Source organism: Duganella sp. Root198D2 (assembly GCF_001428585.1).
GTDB lineage: Bacteria > Pseudomonadota > Gammaproteobacteria > Burkholderiales > Burkholderiaceae_D > Rugamonas.
In genome coordinates this window covers 1-20,565 of sequence record NZ_LMIC01000044.1, presented here as the reverse complement: position 1 = coordinate 20,565, position 20,565 = coordinate 1, and the positions used below count along the sequence as shown (strand labels likewise).

Sequence of the window (20,565 nt, the reverse complement as noted above, 5' to 3'; positions counted from 1 at the left end):
CGATTTGCCGATGAAATTACACACTGATCGTATCGCTCCCCAATTCCGCCGCACTCTGGTCGGCGCAGCCGTCCTGGCCTTCTGCTCCGGCAGCGCAATCGCCGCCGAGTCGTTTGTCGTCAAGGACATCCGCGTCGAAGGCATCCAGCGTACCGAAGCCGGTACCGTGTTCAGCTACCTGCCAGTGCGCGTGGGCGAAACCTTCAGTGACGACAAATCCGTAGCCACCATCAAGGCCCTGTACGCGACCGGCATCTTCAAGGATGTGAAGCTGGAGCGCGACGGCAATGTGCTGGTGGTGATCGTGGAAGAGCGCCCGGCCATCGCCAAGGTGGACTTCAAGGGCACCCACGAGTTCGAGAAGGACATGCTGGTCAAGGCGCTGAAGGATATCGGCGTCGGCGAAGCGAAGACCTTCGACAAGGCATCGGTCGACCGCGCCGAACAGGAATTGAAGCGTCAGTACCTGTCGCGCGGCCTGTACGGCGTGAAGATCACCACCACCGTCACCCCGATGGAGCGTAACCGCGTCAGCATCGACTTCGACGTCGATGAAGGCGATGTGGCGCGCATCAAGCAGATCAATATCGTCGGCAACAAGGCTTTCAGCGACAAGGAGCTGAAAGAGCAGATCGCCCTGAATACCGGCGGCTGGTTCAGCTGGTACACCAAGTCCGACCAGTATTCCAAGACCAAGCTGAATGGCGATATCGAGACCCTGAAGTCCTGGTACCTTGACCACGGCTATATCGAGATGAATGTGGATTCCACGCAGGTCTCGATTACCCCGGACAAGAAAGACATTTACCTCACCATCAATATCACCGAAGGTGAAAAGTACACCGTCTCCGACATCAAGTTCGAAGGCGAAATGTTCGGCCGCGAAGACGAACTGCGCCAGCTGGTGCTGCTGCAAAAAGGCAAGCTGTACTCCGGCAAGCTGCTGACCTCGACCAACAAGCTGATCACCGACCGCCTGGGCACCTTCGGCTTCGCCTTCGCCAACGTCAACGCCAACCCGGAGATCGACCAGGCCAAGCGCGAAGTCGCGTTCACCTTCTTCATCGATCCGGGCAAGCGCGCCTATGTGCGCCACATTAATATCTCGGGCAATACCAGCACCCGCGACGAAGTGATCCGCCGCGAATTCCGCCAGTTCGAATCGAGCTGGTACGACGCCTCCAAGATCAAGCAATCGCGCGACCGCGTCGACCGTACCGGCTACTTCAAGGACGTGACGGTCGATACGCCGGAAGCGCAGGGAACTTCCGACCAGGTGGACATCAACCTGTCCGTGGTCGAGCGCCCGACCGGTAACTTCCAGATCGGCGGCGCATTCTCGCAGGCCGAGAAGTTCACCTTCAATGCCGCGATCCAGCAGGCCAACTTCGCCGGCTCCGGCAATACCGTGGGCCTGGAACTGAATACCTCGAAGTACAGCCGCACCATCGCGTTCTCGCATACCAACCCGTACTTCACCGCCGACGGCGTGTCGCGCAGCTACGAGCTTTACCTGCGTACCTTCCGTCCGCCTGCAGTGAACACCGGCTTGTACACCATCAAGCAGACCGGCGGCCGGGTAAGCTTCGGCGTGCCGTTCTCCGAGCAGGACACTGTCTTCTTCGGTATCGGCCTGGAAAAATCGAACGTGCAAACCGACGATTCCTCGCCAACCTACTTCAAGCAGTACGTGCGCGACCTGGGCGGCCCGGCCAACGGTGTCGGCTCGGTCAATGCCTATTCGGTGCCGCTGACCGCGGCGTGGGCGCGCGACAGCCGCGACTCCGCCATGACCCCGACCCTGGGTTATATGCAGCGCATCAACCTGGAACTGGATGCGATCGGCGAGTCGAAATACTGGCGCGCGGTGTATGAAACCCAGTGGTACAAACCGGTCACCAACAAGATCACGCTGGCGCTGAAGGGCGAGGTTGATTATGGCCGCGGCTTCGGCGGCAAGAACTACCCGGTGTTCAAGAACTTCTACGCCGGCGGCATCGGCTCGGTGCGCGGCTACCAGAGCTCCTCGCTGGGCGCGGTCGACCCACGCTACGGCGACTCGCTGGGCGGCGCCTCGCGCCTGATCGGCAATGCCGAACTGCAGATGCCGTTCCCGGGCCAGGGCCAGGACCGCTCGCTGCGCTGGTTCGGCTTCCTCGACGGCGGCCAGGTATACCAGGAACACCAGAAGATGCGCCTGTCCGAACTGCGCTTCTCGGCCGGCCTGGGCTTGAGCTGGATTTCCCCGGTAGGCCCGCTGAAGTTGAGTTATGCTTTGCCTCTGAACGACAAACTGGGTGACCGCCTGGAACGCTTCCAGTTCCAGATGGGTACTGGTTTCTGATGCGTTTAATGCACCAAAGTAACTTATTTGGACGGAGAATCGAGTTGAAGACTGCAACCGCTACCCTGGGCAAGATCGCTGCCGTACTGGCGCTGGGCATGATGGCCACGGCACCGGCGCTGGCGCAGTCCTCCCGGATTGCCTGGCTGAGCGCCGAGCGCATCTACAACGAATCGAAGCTGGCCAAGCTGGCCGACAGCAAGCTGCGCGATGAATTCGCCAGCCGCGAAAAAGCGCTGCAGGAACTGGCCATGCGCTCCAAGGCGGCAGCCGAAAAATGGGAAAAGGAAGGTGTCGCCAAGCCCGAACCTGAGCGCAGCAAGCTGCAGCGCGAGGCGTACGAGGCGGACCTGAATTTCCAGCGCCGCCAGCGCGAATTCCGCGAAGACCTGAACCAGCGCACCAACGAGGAGCGTGCTGCGATCGCCGAGAAGGCGACGAAGATCATCAAGCAGCTTGCAAACACCGAAGGCTATGACATCGTCCTGCAGGACGCAGTGTGGGCCAGTCCGCGTATCGACATCACCAACAAGGTGCTGGAAGCGCTGGATAAATAACCGATAGATTGGATTTCAGATGGGCCTTCGACTAGGAGAACTGGTCGAGCGCCTGGGCGGCCAACTGGTGGGGGACCCGGAACTTTACGTTGCCGGGATCGCGCCGTTGACCGATGCAGGCGCTTCGCATATCAGCTTCCTCAGTAACAGCAAATTCCGCTCGCAGGCGGGGCAAAGCCAGGCGGCAGCCCTGATTGTCAGCGCCAATGACGATGCCACCGTGGCCGAAACCTACAAGGGTGCCCGCATCGTCGTCAAGAATCCCTATGTGTACTTTGCCCGTGCCGCGCAGGTGTTTGAAGCGCAGACGGCGTACGTGCGCCCGGCCGGCGTGCACCCGACGGCATATGTCGATCCCGCTGCCAGCGTCGACGCGACTGCCCATATCGGCCCGAAAGTAGTGGTCGAGGCGGGTGCCGCGATCGGCTCCGGCGTGGTGCTCGATGCCGGCTGCTACGTCGGGCGCGACGCCCAGGTAGGCGAGGGGACGCATTTCTTTGCCAACGTCACCTTCCACGCGAAGTGCGTGATCGGCAAGCGCGGCATCATCCACTCCGGCGCCGTGATCGGTACTGACGGCTTTGGCTTTGCCAACGACGCCGGCGTCTACGTACGCATTCCGCAGGTGGGCCGCGTGGTGATCGGCGACGATGTCGATATCGGCGCCAACACGACGATCGACCGCGGTGCGCTGGCGGATACTATTATTGAAGACGGCGTGAAGCTGGACAACCAGATCCAGATCGGCCACAACTGCCATATCGGCGCGCACACGGCCATGGCCGGCTGCGTCGGCGTGGCAGGCAGCGCAAAAATCGGCAAGCACTGCACCTTCGGCGGGGCAGCGATGATCCTGGGCCATTTGACGATTGCGGACCAGGTCCATATCTCGTCGGGCAGCCTGGTATCGCGCTCGATCACCGAACCGGGCCAGTACACGGGCTTCTACCCGTTGGCCAAGAACAGCGACTGGGAGAAGTCGGCTGCGATCGTACGGAACCTGCCTACGATGCGCGATAAAATGCGCGCGCTGGAAAAAACCATTAAAACTAAAACCGAAGACGAAGAATCATGACGACTACCGAAAACAAAACGATGGACATCTGCGAGATCAAGGCCTACCTGCCGCACCGCTACCCGCTGCTGCTGGTTGACCGCGTGATCTCTTATGAAGAGAATAAGTCCATCACCGCCATCAAGAACGTGACCGTGAACGAAGAGTTCTTCAACGGCCACTTCCCGCACAAGCCGGTCATGCCCGGCGTGCTGATGATCGAAGCGATGGCGCAGACCGCAGCCCTGCTGTCGTTCAAGTCCATGGGCATCAAGCCGGACGAGAATTCGGTGGTGTACTTCGTCGGCATCGACAACGCGCGCTTCAAGCGCCCGGTAGGTCCCGGCGACCAGCTGAAAATGGACGTGGAAATCCTGCGCAACGCGCGCGGCATCTGGAAATACAAGGCGGTCGGCTCGGTCGACGGCCAGGTGGCGCTGGAAGCTGAGCTGATGTGCACCATCCGCTCCGTGGAGTAAAGAGCATGGCGACCATCCACCCAAGCGCGATCGTCGACCCGAAAGCCGAACTGGCTGCCGGCGTCGAGATCGGCCCATACACGATCATTGGCCCGAACGTGGTGATTGGCGAGAACACCGTGGTGGGCCCGCACGTCGTGATCGAGGGCCATACCACGATCGGCAGGAACAACAAGTTCTTCCAGTTTTCCTCCATCGGCGCCGCGCCGCAGGACAAGAAATGGAATGGCGAACCGACCCGCCTGGAAATCGGCGACGACAACACCATCCGCGAGTTCTGCACCTTCAACGTCGGTACGGTGCAGGACAAGGGCGTGACCAGGCTTGGCAACAACAACTGGATCTCGGCCTATGTCCACCTGGCGCACGACTGCGTGGTCGGCAACAACACCATCTTCTCCAACAACGCCCAGATGGCGGGCCACGTGGAGATCGGCGACTGGGTGATCATGTCCGGCTTCGCCAACGTGCACCAGTTCTGCAAGATCGGCGCCCACGCCTTCGTCGGCATGAGCACCAGCCTGACCCAGGACGTGCCGCCTTACGTGCTGTTGAACGGCAATCCGGCAGCAGCCCACGGCGTCAACATCGAAGGCCTGAAACGCCGCGGCTTCACGCGCGAGCAGATCAACGCCATCCGCAACGCCTACAAGCTGCTGTACCGTTCCGGCCTGACGCTGGACGAAGCCAAGGCAGCCATGCTTGCCGCCGAAGCCGAGCTGCCGGAAGATTGTGCAGCCGCCGCGCGCTCGATGCGCGATTTCCTCGATACGACCACCCGTGGCATCGTCCGCTGACGTATCGATCGCAGTCGTTGCCGGTGAACCGTCCGGCGACCTGCTGGCAGGCCGCTTGCTAGGCGGCCTGCGCCCGCACCTGCCCGACGCGCGCTTCCACGGCATTGGCGGCCCGGCCATGATGGAACATGGTTTCGCGTCGCAATGGCCGATCGAAAAGATGACCGTGCGCGGGCTGTTCGAGATCATTCCCCGCTACCGCGAGCTGAAGGGCATCCAGAACACGCTGCGCGACCAGTTGCTGGCCGAGCGGCCGGCCTGCTTCATCGGCGCCGACTACCCGGGCTTCAACCTGGGGCTGGAAGCGCAGCTGCGCGATGCCGGCATCCCGACCGTGCATTACATCGGCCCGCAGATCTGGGCCTGGCGCGGCGGGCGCATCAAGAAAATCGTCAAATCGGTCTCGCATATGCTGGTGATCTTCCCGTTCGAGGAAGAGATCTACAAGAAAGCCGGCGTGCCCGTGACCTACGTCGGCCACCCGCTGGCCGAGGTGATCCCGCTGCAGCCCGACGAAGCGGCCGCACGCCGCCAGCTCGGCCTGGCGGAAGACGCCAACGTGGTCTGCGTCATGCCGGGCAGCCGCATGGCGGAACTGAAATACAATACGGCCGCCTTCATCGGCGCCTGCAAGCTGCTGCTGCAGCGCGACCACACGCTGAAATTCGTGGTGCCGATGGCCGGCGAAAAGCAGCGCAAGTACTTCCTCGAGCTGATCGCAGAAGCTGGACTGCAGGACGTGGAACTGATGCTGCTCGATGGCCAGTCGCACACCGCCATCTGCGCCGCCGACGCCGTGCTGGTGGCTTCCGGCACCGCATCGCTGGAAGTGGCACTGTACAAAAAGCCGATGGTGATCGCCTACAAGATGATGGCTGCATCGTGGCATATCATGAAGCATATGGGCTACCAGCCCTGGATCGGCTTGCCGAACATCCTGGCGCGCGAATTCCTGGTGCCGGAAATGCTGCAGAACTCAGCCACTGCCGAGACGCTGGCCGACGCCATGTGGCAACAACTGAGTGACGTGCCGCATCGCCTGCGACTGGTGCAGCGCTTCACCGACATGCATTACAGCCTGCTGCGCAACAGTGCCGAAGAAGGCGCCGCAGCAGTCCTTAAGGTGATCAACAGATAAGCCCGTGTCACACCTTGGGGTCACACCCCAAGTGTGACACGAGCTGGTCCGCAGGCACTGCTCAGTTCGTGTCACACCTGGGGTGTGACCCCATGGTGTGACACGAACTGAGCAGTAGAGAGAATTGAGCAATGGTGCAACAATCCGGTCTTTTCGATGACCTTCCTTACTCGCTTGACGAGATCATCTGCGGCGTCGATGAGGCTGGGCGCGGCCCTTTGGCCGGCCCGGTGTTTGCCGCCGCCGTGATCCTGGACCGCAACCGCCCGATTGCCGGCCTGCGCGACTCCAAGAAGCTCAACGAAGCGCGCCGCGACGAACTGGCGCCGCTGATCCGCGAACACGCGATCGCCTGGGCCGTGGCCAAGGCCTCGGAAGAAGAAATCGACCGCCTGAACATCCTGCAGGCCAGCCTGCTGGCGATGAAGCGCGCCGTCTATGCATTGCAAACCGTGCCGACGCTGGCCCTCATCGACGGCAATAAATGCCCGGTGATGCGGATCCAGAGCATTGCCATCGTGGAAGGCGACGACAAGATCGAGTCCATCTCGGCCGCCTCGATCCTGGCCAAGACAGCGCGCGACGCCGCGCTGGTCAAGCTGCACAAGAAATACCCGCAGTACGGCTTCGACCAGCACAAGGGCTATGGCACCGCGCTGCACCTGGAACGCCTGCGCGAGCACGGCGCTTCGCCGGTGCATCGCCGCAGCTTCTCGCCGGTGCGGGAAGTCCTGGAACGCGACTTATGAAACACATCACCTCGCGCGACAACGCGCAATACAAAGACCTGGCCAAGCTGGCCACCAATTCGCAGGCCCGCCGCAAGGCCGGCCGCAGCCTGCTGGATGGCGTGCACCTGTGCGAGACGTGGCTCGAGCTGCGCGGCCATCCCGAGCAAGCCATCGTGGCCGAAGGCGCGCTGCAGAATCCTGAGGTGGCCGGCATCATCGCCCGCCTCGAGTCGGAACACGCCCACGTCCTGTGCCTGACCGACCAGCTTTACCATGCCGTCAGCCAGGTGGAGCACGGCGTCGGCCTGATGTTCCTGATCGGCACCCCGCAGAAAGACCTGCCGCAGGCGCTCAGCGTCAACGCAGTCCTGCTGGATAACGTGCAGGATCCCGGCAACGTCGGCTCCATCCTGCGCAGCGCCGCCGCCGCGGGCGTGAAGGAAGTCTATTGCGCCCCCGGCACCGCCTTCTGCTGGTCGCCCAAAGTGCTGCGTGCAGCCATGGGCGCACACTTCGTGCTGGACATCTACGAAAACGTCGACCTGGCGCAACTGGTGCAGGGCGCCGGGATTGCCACCCTGGCCACCAGCGGCTACGCAGCCGAGCAGCTCTACCAGCTCGACCTGAAACGGCCGGTGGCCTGGATCTTCGGGCATGAAGGGCAGGGCGTTTCCGACACACTTTTAAGCAACGCCAGCCACCGCGTCATCGTGCCGCATCTGGGGCAAGTCGAATCGCTGAACGTCGCCGCGTGCGCCGCAGTATGCTTTTTCGAGCAAGTAAGGCAAAATCTGACTTAATAAAACTAACCAAGCTGGATTGGGCGTTATGGAAATTGCAAGCTTGCACTTCCTGGTCGCCGAGGGCGAACCCGTCCAGCGTGAGCTATTGGTCGGCATGCTGCGCCACCTGGGCGCCCAGCACGTCACGCCGGCATCCGATGGCCTGGGCGCGCTGCGCTTGCTTGAAATAGGCCTGAACCCTCCCGTCAACATCGCCCTGATGGACCTGACGCTGCCCGGCATGGACGGGCTGGAAGTGATCCGGCGGCTGGCGGAAATCGACTGCCGCGCAGGCATCATCATCCTGGCTTCGGAAAGCGCCGATGTGCTGTTCTCGGTCGAAACCATGGCCGAGGCTTACGGGCTCGACATCCTTGGCAGTTCGATCAAGGCCATCACCTCGGCCAGGCTGCAGGAACTGATTGCCAACTACCGGGAACCTTGCGGCGAGCCGGAGCCCGGCCCGCAGCACCCTGAATTCACCTTTGCCGAAGTGGAGCACGGGCTGCGGGAACGGCAGTTCGATCCCTTCGCCCAGCCCGAGATCGAGCTGGAAACCGGTGCTGTAATAGGGCTGGAAATGTTCGCCCGCTGGCGCCACCCCGAATATGGCGTGCTGGGCCCTTCGGCATTCGTGCCGGTGCTGGAAAGCGTGCGGCGCATCGATTTCCTTGACTGGTGCATGATCGAGAAGTCGGTTGCGGCCTGCCGCAGCCTGCACGACAAGGGCATCCCGATTTCGTTCTCGGTCAATGTGGATCCGGGTACGCTGGCGCATCCGCAATTCATCGCCCAGATCACCGCTTGCCTCGAGCGCCATCGCATCCTGTCCGATTACGTTACCTTCGAAATCACGGAAGCGTCGGTACTGACCACCAATCCGCACTTCCTGGAGCGCTTGCTGCGCCTGCGCATGATGGGATTCGGCCTGGCGATCGACGATTACGGGACCGGGCGCTCCAACCTGCAACTGCTGGCCGCGATTCCGTTCTCGGAACTGAAAATCGATCCCAGTTTCGTCGACGGCGCCTCGCGCAAGCGGCCCATCGGCACCGTGCTGAAGTCCTTCCTCGGGCTGGCGCGCAGCCTGTCCCGGCACGCTTGCGCCGTCGGTGTCGAAACGAGGGCGGATTGGGACTTCCTGCAAAGCCTGGGCTGCAGCTATGCCCAGGGCTTTTATATCGCCAACCCAATGCCGGTAGCCGACATTCCGGACTGGCTCCACGACTGGAAAAGCTTCTTCTGATGAAAAAACGATGGATTGCAGGACTGCTTATCGCAGTCGCCTTGCCGGCAGCCGCTTTCTTTACGCCAGTTGGCCAGATGAGCTTCTATGGTGCGCGAGCCTGGCTCTCCAGCAAAGCGCACTTCACGCAATGCACCCCTGATCCCCGTATCTGGTGCGAACCTGGCGCCGAGGCCTTCGGCGCTGCCGTCGCGCCGCTGCTGCCGGCCGCCATCGCGTATGACGAGCAGGCGTTCGGCATGGCCTACGCGGCCCCGGTGCGTGTCAATGTCTATGCCAGCGACGACAGCTTTTCACGCTACGGCGCGGTGGCCCCGCGCGCGGCGGGCGTGGTGGTGCTGGGCGATGTGCACCTCGCGCCGAAGATGCTGTCCTGGCCAGCCGGGCGCATGGGCGCCATTGTGACGCACGAACTGGCGCACCTGCACCTGGTGCAGCGCATCGGAACGGCCGGCATCGGCAAGCTGCCCAACTGGTTCTGGGAAGGCTTGCCGACCTATATTTCGGCCGGCGGCGGCACAGGCGCGGTGACGCGCGAGGACGCGGTCCATGCCTTCGTCCACGGCCGCCACATGGTGCCGGAGGATGACGGGTCGCTGCTTGCGCCCAAGCAGGCACCAAGCTACCGCCTGTCGCACGCCATGTACTACCGGCAGGCTTCCATGCTGGTGGGCTGGATGGACGACAAAGACCCGGCAGCGTTCAAACGCCTGCTGGCGGCGGTCGGCCGCGGCGAGGCGTTTGCGGGGGCGGTGAGCGGAGCCTACGGACGCCCGCTGGAAACCTTATGGGGCGAATTCCAGCAGGCGATGCGGGCGGAAATCCTTAATAAACCGAGCGGTTCGGCTTGATTTCCTGCAGGATGGTGGTCGAAATCTCTTCGATCGACTTGGTGGTGGAGGACAGCCAGCGGATGCCTTCACGGCGCATCATGGCTTCCGCCTCGTTGACCTCATAGCGGCAGTTTTCCAGCGAAGCGTATTTGGAGCCGGCGCGGCGCTCGTTGCGGATCTCCGACAGGCGCTGCGGCTCGATGCTCAGGCCGAAAATCTTCGATTTGAAGGCATACAGCGCCGACGGCAGCTTGCCGCGCTCGAAATCGTCTGGAATCAGGGGGTAATTCGCCGCCTTTACGCCGTATTGCATGGCCAGGTACAGCGACGTAGGGGTTTTGCCCGAGCGCGAGACCCCGACCAGGATCACATCGGCCGACGACAGGTTCTTGTTCGATTGGCCATCGTCGTGCGCCAGCGAGAAGTTGATCGCCTCGATACGATTTTTGTACTCCTCGCTATCCACCACATTGTGCGAGCGGCCGATGGTGTGGGTCGATTTCACGCCCAGCTCCTGCTCCAGCGGCGCCACGAAGGTCTGGATCAGGTCCATATGCATGGCATTGGCGCGCTGGATCACGTCCGACAGCTCCGCCTTCACCAGGGTCGAAAAGACGATAGGCTTGGTGCCGTCTTCAGCCGCAACCTCATTAATTTTGCGCACTGCATCATAAGCCTTGTCGCAGGTATCGATGAAGGGCAGGCGGATCTGGCGGAAGCGCAGGTCGAACTGCGTCAGCACCGAATGGCCGAAAGTTTCGGCAGTGATGCCCGTGCCGTCAGAGACAAAAAAGACGGTGCGGCTAGAGGCCGGCAATAAACGTTGATCTTGTGGCATCAAAAGAGCTTTTCCAGTGGATGAATCGTCAATTTGCTGCGCAGGCTGTAAAATGCTTGCCAACGGTAAGATTGTGCTGCACGGCGCCAAGAATGACAAGAACGAAGCCAAGCATGCCTGCGTAAAGATTTTTATCATCAAAAAAAGGTGTCTTTATGACTAACGCAGCATTGAAGGAGCAATCCGACGGGGTGTACGTTGCCTCGTTCGAGACTTTGCGCATGACGGATGTCGAATCCGTCGGCGGCAAGAACGCGTCGCTGGGCGAGATGATCTCCCAGCTGGCCGGTGCAGGTGTGCGGGTGCCTGGCGGCTTCGCCACCACCGCCCAAGCCTTCCGCGACTTCCTGTCGCACAGCGTTGACGGTGGCCCATCGCTGGCCCAGCGCATCGCTGACCGCCTTGAACACCTGAACGTCGACGACGTGCGCGCCCTGGCCGCATCGGGTGCGGAAATCCGCCAATGGATCATCGACACCCCGTTCCAGCCACGCCTGGAAGCCGATATCCGCGCCTTCTACGACAAGCTGGTCGCGGACTCCAGCACTGAAGTGTCGTTCGCCGTGCGCTCCTCCGCCACCGCGGAAGACCTGCCTGACGCATCCTTCGCGGGCCAGCAGGAATCCTTCCTGAACGTGGTCGGCATCGACAACGTGCTGGAAGCGATGAAGCACGTGTTCGCATCCCTGTACAACGACCGCGCGATTTCCTACCGCGTGCACAAAGGCTTCACCCACGCCGAAGTGGCGCTGTCGGCCGGCGTGCAGCGCATGGTGCGTTCCGACACGGGCGCATCGGGCGTGATGTTCACCATCGACACCGAATCGGGCTTCAAGGACGTGGTCTTCATCACTTCCTCCTATGGCCTGGGCGAAACCGTGGTGCAGGGCGCCGTGAACCCGGACGAATTCTACGTCCACAAGCCGATGCTGGAGCAGGGCAAGTCCGCCGTGATCCGCCGCAATATCGGCTCCAAGCTGATCAAGATGGAATTCACCAACGAAGCCAAAGCCGGCCGCTCCGTGAAGACCGTCGATGTACCGATCGAGATGCGCAACCGCTACTCGCTGGTCGACGCCGAAATCGTCGAACTGGCCAAGTACGCCATGATCATCGAGAAGCACTACGGCCGTCCGATGGACATCGAGTGGGGCAAGGATGGCCGCGACGGCAAGCTGTACATCCTGCAGGCACGTCCTGAAACCGTGAAGTCGCAGCAAAAAGCCACCGACTCGCAGCAGCGCTTCAAACTGAAGTCGAGCGGCACCGTACTGACCTCCGGCCGCGCCATCGGCCAGAAGATCGGCGCCGGCCCTGTGCGCGTGATCAGCGACCCGAGCGAAATGGAACGCGTGCAGCCAGGCGACGTGCTGGTGGCCGACATGACCGACCCTAACTGGGAACCGGTGATGAAGCGCGCTTCCGCCATCGTCACCAACCGCGGCGGCCGCACCTGCCACGCGGCGATCATCGCGCGTGAACTGGGCGTGCCAGCTGTCGTGGGCTGCGGCGACGCGACCGACGTGCTGAAAGACGGCAACTTCGTGACCGTATCCTGCGCCGAAGGCGACGAAGGCAAGATCTACGACGGCCTGCTGGAAACCGAGATTTCCGAAGTCCAGCGCGGCGAACTGCCGCCGCTGAAGACCAAGATCATGCTGAACGTGGGCAACCCGCAGCTGGCCTTCGACTTCCAGTCCGTGCCGAACAACGGCGTAGGCCTGGCCCGCCTCGAGTTCATCATCAATAACAATATTGGTGTGCACCCGAAAGCGATCCTGGAATACCCGAACATCGACGCCGACCTGAAGAAGGCGGTGGAATCGGTCGCACGCGGCCACGCTTCGCCGAAGCAGTTCTACATCGACAAGCTGGCGGAAGGCATCGCCACCATCGCCGCCGCTTTCTGGCCGAAGAAAGTCATCGTGCGCATGTCCGACTTCAAGTCGAACGAGTACAAGAAGCTGATCGGCGGTTCGCGCTACGAGCCGGACGAAGAAAACCCGATGCTGGGCTTCCGCGGCGCAGCGCGCTACCTGTCGGCGGACTTCGCTGCTGCATTCGAAATGGAATGCGTCGCCATGAAGCGCGTGCGTGAAGAGATGGGCCTGACCAACGTCGAAATCATGGTGCCATTCGTGCGCACCCTGGGCCAGGCGGAAAAAGTGGTCGGCCTGCTGGCCAAGAACGGCCTGAAACGCGGCGAAAACGGCCTGCGCGTCATCATGATGTGCGAAGTGCCTTCCAATGCCGTGCTGGCAGAGCAGTTCCTGGAGCACTTCGACGGCTTCTCGATCGGTTCCAACGACCTGACCCAGCTGACCCTGGGCCTGGACCGCGACTCCGGCATGGAGCTGCTGGCAGCCGACTTCGACGAACGCGATCCTGCGGTGCGCGCGCTGCTGAGCATGGCCATTTCGGCCTGCATCAAGCTGAACAAGTACATCGGTATCTGCGGCCAGGGTCCCTCCGACCATCCGGAACTGGCCGTATGGCTGATGCAGCAGGGTATCGAGACTATGTCCCTGAATCCCGACTCGGTCATCGACACTTGGCAGAAGCTGGCAGAAATGCAACAATAAACCGCCGATAAGCGGCTTGAACCCCCGTGGCCTTATCGGCGGCGGGGGTTTTTTACTTTTGGAGGTTGTGATGGCTGACTGGATGTTGTGGGCGATTGGCGCAGGCGTGCTGGTCACCCTCGAACTGTTTAGCGGCACGTTCTATTTGCTGATGATCGCCATTGGCATGGGGGCGGGCGCATTGACTTCGCTGGCGCGTGTCGACATGCCGGGCCAGATGCTGGTGGCAGCCATCGTGGCCGCCATCGCGACGGTTCTGCTGCGCCGCAGCCGTTTTGGCAGGACCACTCAGCCGCCGGCTTCGGCCAACCCGGACGTCAACCTGGATATCGGCCAGAGCGTCAACGTGCCGGCCTGGCAGGACGGTGTCGCGCGCGTCATGTATCGCGGCGCCCTGTGGGACGTCGAACTGGCGCCGGGCGAACCCGCTGCGCCAGGTGTATTTCGGATTCGCGAGATTCGCGGCAGCCGGCTGATCGTCGGCGCATAACAAGGAGAAGTAAATGGAAATAAGTTTTGGTACGGTCACGCTGGTCATCTTCATGGTCGCGCTGGTGTTTGTTTTCAAGACCATCAACGTGGTGCCGCAGCAGCACGCCTGGGTGGTGGAAAGGCTTGGCAAATACCACGCGACGCTGGGTCCCGGCCTGAATATCGTGGTGCCGTTCATCGACCGCATCGCCTATAAGCACGTGCTGAAAGAGATCCCGCTGGACGTGCCATCGCAGGTCTGCATCACCAAGGACAATACGCAGCTGCAGGTGGACGGCATCCTGTACTTCCAGGTGACCGATGCGATGCGCGCCTCATACGGCTCGACGAACTACGTCGCCGCGATCACGCAATTGGCGCAGACCACGCTGCGTTCGGTGATCGGCCGCATGGAGCTGGACAAGACCTTCGAAGAGCGCGACCACATCAACACCACGGTGGTGAACGCGATCGACGAATCGGCCGCCAATTGGGGCGTGAAGGTGCTGCGCTACGAGATCAAGGACCTGACGCCGCCGCAGGAAATTCTGCACGCCATGCAGGCCCAGATCACCGCGGAACGCGGCAAGCGCGCGCTGATTGCCGCCTCCGAAGGGCGCAAGCAAGAGCAGATCAACATCGCCACCGGCGAACGCGAAGCAGCGATTGCCCGCTCCGAAGGCGACAAGCAAGCCGCCATCAACCGCGCCCAGGGCGAAGCCGCCGCCATCCTCGCGATTGCGGAAGCGACATCTGGCGCGCTGAAGCAAGTCGGCCAAGCGATCGGGCAGCCGGGCGGCGAAGCGGCAATGAACCTGAAAGTGGCCGAGCAATACGTGGACGCCTTCGGCCAGCTGGCCAAGACCAACAACAGCCTGATCGTCCCCGCCAACGTCGGCGACATGAGCAGCCTGATCGCCACCGCCCTGCAGGTCGTCAAGACCCAGAAATAACTACGCCTGAGTCCGTGTCACACCCTGGGGTCACACCCGAAATGGGACACGAGCTCATGCACATTGCGCCTGAGGCCGTGTCCCGAAACGGGTGTGACCCCATGGTGGGACACGAGCTGGGCAGTAATTGCGTACAATGCGGCCTTATATCGATCAGGAGGCGCAATTGGGAACCTGGGCTGTTGGACCGTTTGGCAATGATTTCGCGCAGGATTGGGTGGAGGATCTGCAGGAATCAAGGGACCTTTATTTTATCGAGGACACGTTGAACAACGTGTTGCAGGCGGAGACCACCGAGTACCTGGAGGCTCCGTTCGGCGCCGAGGCGCTGGCTGCGGTGGAAACCTGGTCGCGCCTGCAGGGCAAGGGCGGAACCAGGGACGAAGACTCCGCGCGCGTCGATGAATGGGTCACCGAGGTGCAGGCGAAGCTGAGCAAGCCGCGCGCCGATATCGCCGACAAGGCGCAGCGCGTGCTGGCACTGGTGCTGTCCGAAGCTTCCGAGCTGCGTGAACTGTGGGAAGACAGCGAGCACTTCGAGGACTGGCGCACCACGGTGACCGACCTGCAGCGCAGGTTGTCGGCATGAGGCGGCTTCTCGCGGCTTTACTGGCGTCGGCAGCACTGTCCGCACAGGCGGGCGATGCGGCGACCGATGCCGCCATTACCGCCCGCATCGCCCAGATCCGCGCCATGCCTGTTGCCGCCAACGCTTCCGCTGCCGGCGCCCAGCGCCGCGAGTTGGATGCCGCCTGGCGCTTCTTTGGCGATTTTCGCGAGGACGCCGTCCCGCTGCTGCGCCGCGAGCTTGCTGCCGAACTGCGCTCGCCGCGTCCGAGCCAGCAACTGCTGCTGGACGCCGCCTGTTTCCTGGCCGCCTACGGTACCGAATCCGACACGCCGTTTGCCGTGCAGGCCGCATTGGCCATCAATCCTGATGCAGCCCTCGACGGCCCGCAGCTGTTCCGCCTGATGCACGCTGCCGCGGCAAGCCGTGATACGCGGCTGCTGCCCCAGGTCGACCGCGCTTTCCTGCGCAAGGATGTGAGCATTCCGCTGCCGCAGCAAGGCAGCACCATCGACGAAACGGGTGTGCGCGCCTTGCTGTATGGCCGCTTCGGCGCGGCGGGCGAACGCCATCTTGCCGCGCAGCTGCGCGATCCGGCAGTCGCGAAGCCGGTACTGGACGTGCTGCAGCTTGTCGGCTCGCCGGCGAGCGTGCCGGCCGTTGAACTGCTGCTGCAAAGCGCCGACATGGAGATCTTCACGCGTGCCGTGAACTTCCTGGTGCGGGCCGGCGGCCCGCAGGGGCGCGAGGCGCTGCTGGCGCTTAAACCGCAGGGGCTGTCGAAAGAGGCTGTGCAGTTCTTTACCCCCATGCGCCTGCAACTGGCGCAGCCGCCGGCGCCCCAGGCAGGCAAGGGTATTTTGCCGGACGCTGAAGTACGTCGCCAGCTGGAGGTGCTGGAAGCAAACGGCGGCCACTATGCGGGCGTCGACCCTTCCGCGATCGCACAATCGCGCCTGCCGAAGCAGGAATTGCTCGAGCGCCTGGCCCGCATCCGCGAGCGCAGCTTTGCCCGCGCGACGAATGAAGCGCTGGCCGATATCGACACCACCAGCGCTTTGCTGAACGCAATCAGCTACCGAAATCAATAAAGGAACCTCGACATGCTGCAAATGCGCCCCAACTGCGAATGCTGTAACAAGGACTTGCCGCCTGGTGCGCAAGACGCCTTGATCTGCTCATTCGAATGCACCTTCTGCGCCGATTGCGCGAATGATAAGCTGCATGGCAAATGCCCGAACTGCGGCGGCGACTTCGCTGCGCGGCCAACCCGTGCTGCTGCGAAGCTGGAGAAATACCCGGCATCGACCGAACGTATCTTCAAGCCAAATGGATGCGTCGCAGCCGGATGAAGTTGAGCTGGCGCGCTTCCTGGCGCGCCACAGCCGCGTGCTGGTCCTCACCGGTGCGGGACTGAGTACTGCTTCGGGCATTCCCGGCTACCGGGACAAGGATGGCGTTCGGCGCGGCCGTACGCCGATCCAGGGCCCGGAATTCCGCCGGAACGAGGCGGTCAGGCGCCGCTACTGGGCGCGCAGCATGGTGGGCTGGCCCACGGTATCGCACGCCGAGCCGAATGCCGGTCACCGCGCCATCTCCGAGCTGGAAGCTTGCGGCCACGTACACAGCGTGATTACGCAGAACGTGGATGGCCTGCACCAGCGCGCCGGCAGCAAGCGCCTGATTGAATTGCACGGTAACCTGCACCACGTGATCTGCCTTGAATGCCAGGCGCGCTACTCGCGCGCGAGCCTGCAGCCGCAACTTGAGCGCGACAATCCGGAATTGGCGAACTTGCTGGCCCAGCCGCTGCCGGATGGCGATGCGGCGATCGAGCCGGATGCGCTAGATGGATTCAATGCGCCGGCATGTGCGGCCTGCGGGGGCGTGCTGATGCCTGACGTGGTTTTCTTTGGAGATAACGTGCCGCCCGCGCGCACCATGCAGGCGCTGGCTGAAATGGAGGCCGCCGACGCGCTGCTGGTGGTCGGTTCTTCCCTGATGGTGTTTTCGGGCTACCGCTTTTGCCGCATGGCGGCGGCTTCGGGCAAACCGATTGCAGCCGTCAACGCGGGTAAAACCCGCGCCGACGACCTGCTTTCCCTGAAACTGGAATTGCCGGCGCAGGAAGTCCTGCCACGGCTGGTGGATTTGCTCAGCGTCCCGACAGCATAGAGCGCACCACCGTGTCCTTGGCCAGTACGTAGTCGGTTGCCGCCATCACCTGGTTGGTTTGCGGCTGCACCACTTTGATGTTGACGAAGACTGCGTCGCTGGTCTCGCCGTACGAGCCGACCACTACGGCCTGGGCGTTGTGGTTGTGCGCCATCTCGCCGACTTCGCGCGTCAGCATCATTTCGCCTTGCTGGCGTTTCATGTAGAGCGAAGTGCGCAGCTTCATTTCAAGCATGCGCAGGCCGCCCTGGGCAAGGCGCGTCGACAGCTGCTCGGAAACCAGCCGGCCCAGCGTGGAGCTTTGATCCAACGCATCGATGTTGACGACAGTCGCCATGATCAGCGGCTTGTCTGCCGCCAGGCGGCCGTTCAGTTGCGCGAGCAGCGCGTCGGCGGCGTTGTAATTGGCGCCGACAAACTGGTTCTGCGACGTTGCGGCGTAGTTGTTTTCCTGGGGCTTTTCAGAGAACCAGGCGCAACTTGCCAGCGTGAGTGGAAGAAGTAGGGCAGCAACAGCTCGCATTGACGATCTCCTTATACCTGAGTGTAGCACTCGCATTGCTGTTTGGAAATATTCGTGGCTTGCCGATTATCGTTTGTGTTGCTTCATAGCTTGCGCCACTTCCCGGCTGGCGTCGCGGTCTTTTTCGGATGCACGCTTGTCGTGTTGCTTCTTGCCCTTGGCCAAGCCGATTTCGCACTTGATGCGGCCGCCCTTGAAGTGCAGGTTCAACGGCACCAGGGTGTAGCCGGAGCGCTCGACCTTGCCGACCAGTTTGTCGATCTCGGCGCGGTGCAGCAGCAGCTTGCGGGTACGCACGGCTTGCGGGTGAATATGGGTGGAGGCGGTAGGCAGGGCGCTGATGTGCGCGCCAAACAGGTACAGTTCGTTATCGCGGATGGTAACGTAAGCTTCCTTGATCTGAACGCGCCCATCGCGGATCGCCTTGACTTCCCAGCCTTCGAGGGCGATGCCGGCTTCATATTTGTCTTCAATGAAGTAGTCGTGGAAGGCTTTGCGATTATCGGCAATGGACATGGGTAAAAATGCGTGGGTCGGTTAAACTACGGGTTCTTTGGACAACATCATAGCAAACGGTTACTCAATGGCAGTAGTGCACAAGTCGGTATTCCTGGGATACAGCGCCGAGCAAATGTTTGATTTAGTGGCAAAGGTCGAGGATTATCCCAAATTTTTGCCCTGGTGTGGCGGCGTTGATGTCCGCGAACGGGGGGAGAATCATGTTGTGGCCAGCGTTGGGATCAATTTCCACGGCGTTAAGCAGCATTTCACCACGTCCAACACGAATACTCCGTTCAGTGAAATCCGCATGAAGCTGGTTGATGGCCCGTTCAAAACCCTCGACGGCACCTGGACTTTCAAGTCCTTGCGCGAAGATGCCTGCAAGGTCGAACTCGATCTGCACTACGAATTTTCCAGCAAGCTGCTGGAACAGGTGATTGGCTCCGTGTTCAGCATGATTGCCAACAGCATGGTCGATTCCTTCTGCAAACGCGCCGAGACCGTCTATGGCTGAACGTATCAAGATTACGGTGTGCTATGCGCCGGCTTCGCAGCCGCTGCTGTATGCGCTGGAAGTCGATCTGGGTACCACCATCGGCCAGGCCATCGAAATCAGCGGCATCCTGCAGGAAGCGCCTGAGATCAACCTGGTGACCATGCCGGTTGGGATTTACGGCAAGAAGAAAACGCTGGATACCGTGGTGCGGGCGCGTGACCGGATCGAAATCTACCGGCCGTTGATCGCCGATCCGAAAGACGCCCGGCGGCGCCGGGCGAAGAAGGCTTAAAGGCCTGCGCCCGGCAAGGTGAGTTCCCGATTACTTGCAGATGCTGTTGACGGATTCTCGCTGTTCCTTGATCTTTTGCGCGCGGGCTTCGTCGGACATGAAGTTGCGTTCGCCGTTCGGGCCTGTTTCGGCAATACGCGCTCCGCTTTCCAGGGTGCCGATGTTGCTCTTGGCTTCTGCACAGTACTTCTTCTTCTCGGCTTCGCGCTTGGCGTCTTCGTTCGCTTTGGCAGTTTTCTCAGCGGTTTCCTGCTGGCGCTTCTTGAAATCCGCGTTGCGTTCTGCCAACGTCGGTTTGGCGGGCGTGGCCTTCTCGTTGCCCTCGGCAGCCTCTTCGCCATTGGCTGGCGCTTCGGCCGTATCCTTGCGCAGTTCGGCAACCGCTGCGCCGCGTGGGCCTTTCAGGATGCGGTTGGCTGGCGTGCCGGGTGGTGGCGGCTGGTCGGAGAACTGTTTCACGCCTTTATCGTTCACCCACATCCACTGCGCTTGGGCGAGGGAAGTGAAGGCTATCAGCGCCGTTGCCAGCGCCAGGCGGATAATACGTTGATTCATAGGGGGATTTCCTTGGTGAGAGTGCTCATTTCACCCCGAAATCCCCTTGTTGTCAAATTTATTTCCCAAAAGAATCGTTCGCTTGAATGCGAATTAAAAACGATGGCGCAGGCCGACTGTGAGCTGGCGGTCGCCCAGGCCCGGTTCTTCACTATTGCCCTCGACATATCCCGCGCCATTGTGGTTGCGGATGCGGGCGTACGAAGTGTAGACATCGGTGCGCTTGGAGAAGGCATACATATAGGCCAATGCGTACTGCTGCGCATCCTGGTTCGGCACGCCGCGATCGTCCTTGCGGATAGCGTCTGCCACCACGGTGTGCGGTCCGAACGGGACTGAGACTCCGAGCAGCAGGTCGCGGCTGTCAGTCGATGGCGCCGGTGCCGTGCCGCCGAAAGGCGTCCCGGAACTGTTCAACGGCGCACTGTTCAAGCCCTTGTCGACGCCAAGTCCGAACCACAGCCTGGCGACGTCGAAGTCGTAGTTTGCGCCCAGCAGGATGTTGCGCCCGCCGCCAGTGTTCTTCAGTGCAGAAGTGTCGTTGTCGCGGTGACGGAAATTTTCAAGCTAGTTGTCGCCTAATTTGATAATTCAAGCTGCTTGTTTCAGTGTCAGTGGTTCCGCCTCCGTTTCGCTGTTCAGCGTGTTTC

The 20,565-nt window shown here is 61.7% G+C and carries 24 protein-coding genes; 19 read left to right on the top strand and 5 right to left on the bottom strand.

What is annotated here, in order from left to right:
* Positions 1 to 10: 10 nt before the first annotated feature.
* The 10 genes from bamA to ASE26_RS21970 all read left to right on the top strand — a co-directional run bounded on the left by bamA (position 11) and on the right by ASE26_RS21970 (position 9,979).
* Positions 11 to 2,344 (top strand): outer membrane protein assembly factor BamA, encoded by a 2,334-nt coding sequence (gene bamA, locus ASE26_RS22015; protein ID WP_055924222.1) that lies wholly within the window; start codon positions 11 to 13, stop codon positions 2,342 to 2,344.
* A gap of 44 nt (positions 2,345 to 2,388) precedes the next feature.
* On the top strand, positions 2,389 to 2,901 hold the full coding sequence (locus ASE26_RS22010; RefSeq protein ID WP_229207024.1) for an OmpH family outer membrane protein: 513 nt from the start codon (positions 2,389 to 2,391) through the stop codon (positions 2,899 to 2,901).
* A 19-nt stretch (positions 2,902 to 2,920) separates the two neighbouring features.
* Positions 2,921 to 3,976: a UDP-3-O-(3-hydroxymyristoyl)glucosamine N-acyltransferase gene (lpxD, locus tag ASE26_RS22005; protein WP_055924218.1), complete on the top strand. Its 1,056-nt coding sequence runs from the start codon at positions 2,921 to 2,923 to the stop codon at positions 3,974 to 3,976.
* Positions 3,973 to 4,434, top strand: coding sequence for a 3-hydroxyacyl-ACP dehydratase FabZ (fabZ, locus tag ASE26_RS22000; RefSeq protein WP_055924214.1), 462 nt, complete (start codon positions 3,973 to 3,975; stop codon positions 4,432 to 4,434). The genes lpxD and fabZ overlap by 4 nt, the downstream gene beginning before the upstream one ends.
* Before the next feature lie 5 nt (positions 4,435 to 4,439).
* Positions 4,440 to 5,231 carry an acyl-ACP--UDP-N-acetylglucosamine O-acyltransferase gene (lpxA, locus tag ASE26_RS21995; protein WP_055924211.1) on the top strand — a complete coding sequence of 264 codons (792 nt, stop codon included), beginning with the start codon at positions 4,440 to 4,442 and terminating at the stop codon, positions 5,229 to 5,231.
* Positions 5,215 to 6,369, top strand: a complete 1,155-nt coding sequence (gene lpxB, locus ASE26_RS21990) for a lipid-A-disaccharide synthase (RefSeq protein WP_057246952.1) — start codon at positions 5,215 to 5,217, stop codon at positions 6,367 to 6,369. The genes lpxA and lpxB overlap by 17 nt, the downstream gene beginning before the upstream one ends.
* Positions 6,370 to 6,500: 131 nt before the next feature.
* Positions 6,501 to 7,118, top strand: coding sequence for a ribonuclease HII (rnhB, locus tag ASE26_RS21985; protein ID WP_055924205.1), 618 nt, complete (start codon positions 6,501 to 6,503; stop codon positions 7,116 to 7,118).
* Positions 7,115 to 7,900 (top strand): RNA methyltransferase, encoded by a 786-nt coding sequence (locus tag ASE26_RS21980; RefSeq protein ID WP_055924202.1) that lies wholly within the window; start codon positions 7,115 to 7,117, stop codon positions 7,898 to 7,900. The genes rnhB and ASE26_RS21980 overlap by 4 nt, the downstream gene beginning before the upstream one ends.
* 28 nt (positions 7,901 to 7,928) lie before the next feature.
* Positions 7,929 to 9,128 (top strand): EAL domain-containing protein, encoded by a 1,200-nt coding sequence (locus ASE26_RS21975; RefSeq protein WP_057246951.1) that lies wholly within the window; start codon positions 7,929 to 7,931, stop codon positions 9,126 to 9,128.
* Positions 9,128 to 9,979 (top strand): hypothetical protein, encoded by an 852-nt coding sequence (locus ASE26_RS21970; RefSeq protein ID WP_057246950.1) that lies wholly within the window; start codon positions 9,128 to 9,130, stop codon positions 9,977 to 9,979. Before ASE26_RS21975 ends, ASE26_RS21970 begins: the two co-directional genes overlap by 1 nt.
* Here ASE26_RS21970 and ASE26_RS21965 read toward each other — a convergent pair.
* On the bottom strand, positions 9,954 to 10,799 hold the full coding sequence (locus ASE26_RS21965) for a pyruvate, water dikinase regulatory protein (RefSeq protein ID WP_055924192.1): 846 nt from the start codon (positions 10,797 to 10,799) through the stop codon (positions 9,954 to 9,956). The genes ASE26_RS21970 and ASE26_RS21965 overlap by 26 nt on opposite strands.
* Before the next feature lie 155 nt (positions 10,800 to 10,954).
* Here ASE26_RS21965 and ppsA point away from each other — a divergent pair, with 155 nt between their 5' ends.
* From ppsA to ASE26_RS21930, 7 genes are all read left to right on the top strand, one after another.
* Positions 10,955 to 13,381, top strand: a complete 2,427-nt coding sequence (ppsA, locus tag ASE26_RS21960; RefSeq protein WP_055924189.1) for a phosphoenolpyruvate synthase — start codon at positions 10,955 to 10,957, stop codon at positions 13,379 to 13,381.
* A gap of 70 nt (positions 13,382 to 13,451) precedes the next feature.
* Positions 13,452 to 13,871 (top strand): NfeD family protein, encoded by a 420-nt coding sequence (locus ASE26_RS21955; RefSeq protein WP_057246949.1) that lies wholly within the window; start codon positions 13,452 to 13,454, stop codon positions 13,869 to 13,871.
* A 13-nt stretch (positions 13,872 to 13,884) separates the two neighbouring features.
* A complete protein-coding gene (locus ASE26_RS21950; protein ID WP_055924181.1) occupies positions 13,885 to 14,805 on the top strand; it encodes an SPFH domain-containing protein in 921 nt (306 codons plus the stop codon).
* 136 nt (positions 14,806 to 14,941) lie between these two features.
* Positions 14,942 to 15,394 (top strand): DUF4259 domain-containing protein, encoded by a 453-nt coding sequence (locus ASE26_RS21945; RefSeq protein WP_229208202.1) that lies wholly within the window; start codon positions 14,942 to 14,944, stop codon positions 15,392 to 15,394.
* Positions 15,391 to 16,464, top strand: coding sequence for a hypothetical protein (locus ASE26_RS21940; protein WP_057246948.1), 1,074 nt, complete (start codon positions 15,391 to 15,393; stop codon positions 16,462 to 16,464). The genes ASE26_RS21945 and ASE26_RS21940 overlap by 4 nt, the downstream gene beginning before the upstream one ends.
* Positions 16,465 to 16,476: 12 nt before the next feature.
* Positions 16,477 to 16,725, top strand: a complete 249-nt coding sequence (locus tag ASE26_RS21935) for a DUF1272 domain-containing protein (protein ID WP_055924174.1) — start codon at positions 16,477 to 16,479, stop codon at positions 16,723 to 16,725.
* Positions 16,703 to 17,548: an NAD-dependent protein deacetylase gene (locus ASE26_RS21930; protein WP_055924172.1), complete on the top strand. Its 846-nt coding sequence runs from the start codon at positions 16,703 to 16,705 to the stop codon at positions 17,546 to 17,548. The genes ASE26_RS21935 and ASE26_RS21930 overlap by 23 nt, the downstream gene beginning before the upstream one ends.
* On the opposite strand, the gene ASE26_RS21925 is transcribed toward ASE26_RS21930, so the two are convergent.
* Together ASE26_RS21925 and smpB are read right to left on the bottom strand one after the other, a co-directional pair.
* Positions 17,529 to 18,071, bottom strand: coding sequence for a FlgO family outer membrane protein (locus ASE26_RS21925; RefSeq protein WP_156409991.1), 543 nt, complete (start codon positions 18,069 to 18,071; stop codon positions 17,529 to 17,531). The genes ASE26_RS21930 and ASE26_RS21925 overlap by 20 nt on opposite strands.
* A gap of 66 nt (positions 18,072 to 18,137) precedes the next feature.
* Positions 18,138 to 18,587: an SsrA-binding protein SmpB gene (gene smpB, locus ASE26_RS21920; RefSeq protein WP_055924169.1), complete on the bottom strand. Its 450-nt coding sequence runs from the start codon at positions 18,585 to 18,587 to the stop codon at positions 18,138 to 18,140.
* Between the two features lie 67 nt (positions 18,588 to 18,654).
* On the opposite strand from smpB, the gene ASE26_RS21915 reads away from it, so the two are divergent.
* Together ASE26_RS21915 and ASE26_RS21910 are read left to right on the top strand one after the other, a co-directional pair.
* Positions 18,655 to 19,086, top strand: coding sequence for a type II toxin-antitoxin system RatA family toxin (locus ASE26_RS21915; protein ID WP_057246946.1), 432 nt, complete (start codon positions 18,655 to 18,657; stop codon positions 19,084 to 19,086).
* Positions 19,079 to 19,360, top strand: a complete 282-nt coding sequence (locus tag ASE26_RS21910) for an RnfH family protein (protein ID WP_055924163.1) — start codon at positions 19,079 to 19,081, stop codon at positions 19,358 to 19,360. The genes ASE26_RS21915 and ASE26_RS21910 overlap by 8 nt, the downstream gene beginning before the upstream one ends.
* A 30-nt stretch (positions 19,361 to 19,390) precedes the next feature.
* Here ASE26_RS21910 and ASE26_RS21905 read toward each other — a convergent pair whose 3' ends face one another.
* Together ASE26_RS21905 and ASE26_RS21900 are read right to left on the bottom strand one after the other, a co-directional pair.
* Positions 19,391 to 19,915, bottom strand: a complete 525-nt coding sequence (locus ASE26_RS21905) for a DUF4124 domain-containing protein (protein ID WP_055924159.1) — start codon at positions 19,913 to 19,915, stop codon at positions 19,391 to 19,393.
* A gap of 93 nt (positions 19,916 to 20,008) precedes the next feature.
* On the bottom strand, positions 20,009 to 20,416 hold the full coding sequence (locus tag ASE26_RS21900; RefSeq protein ID WP_255357560.1) for a porin: 408 nt from the start codon (positions 20,414 to 20,416) through the stop codon (positions 20,009 to 20,011).
* Positions 20,417 to 20,565: the final 149 nt, after the last annotated feature.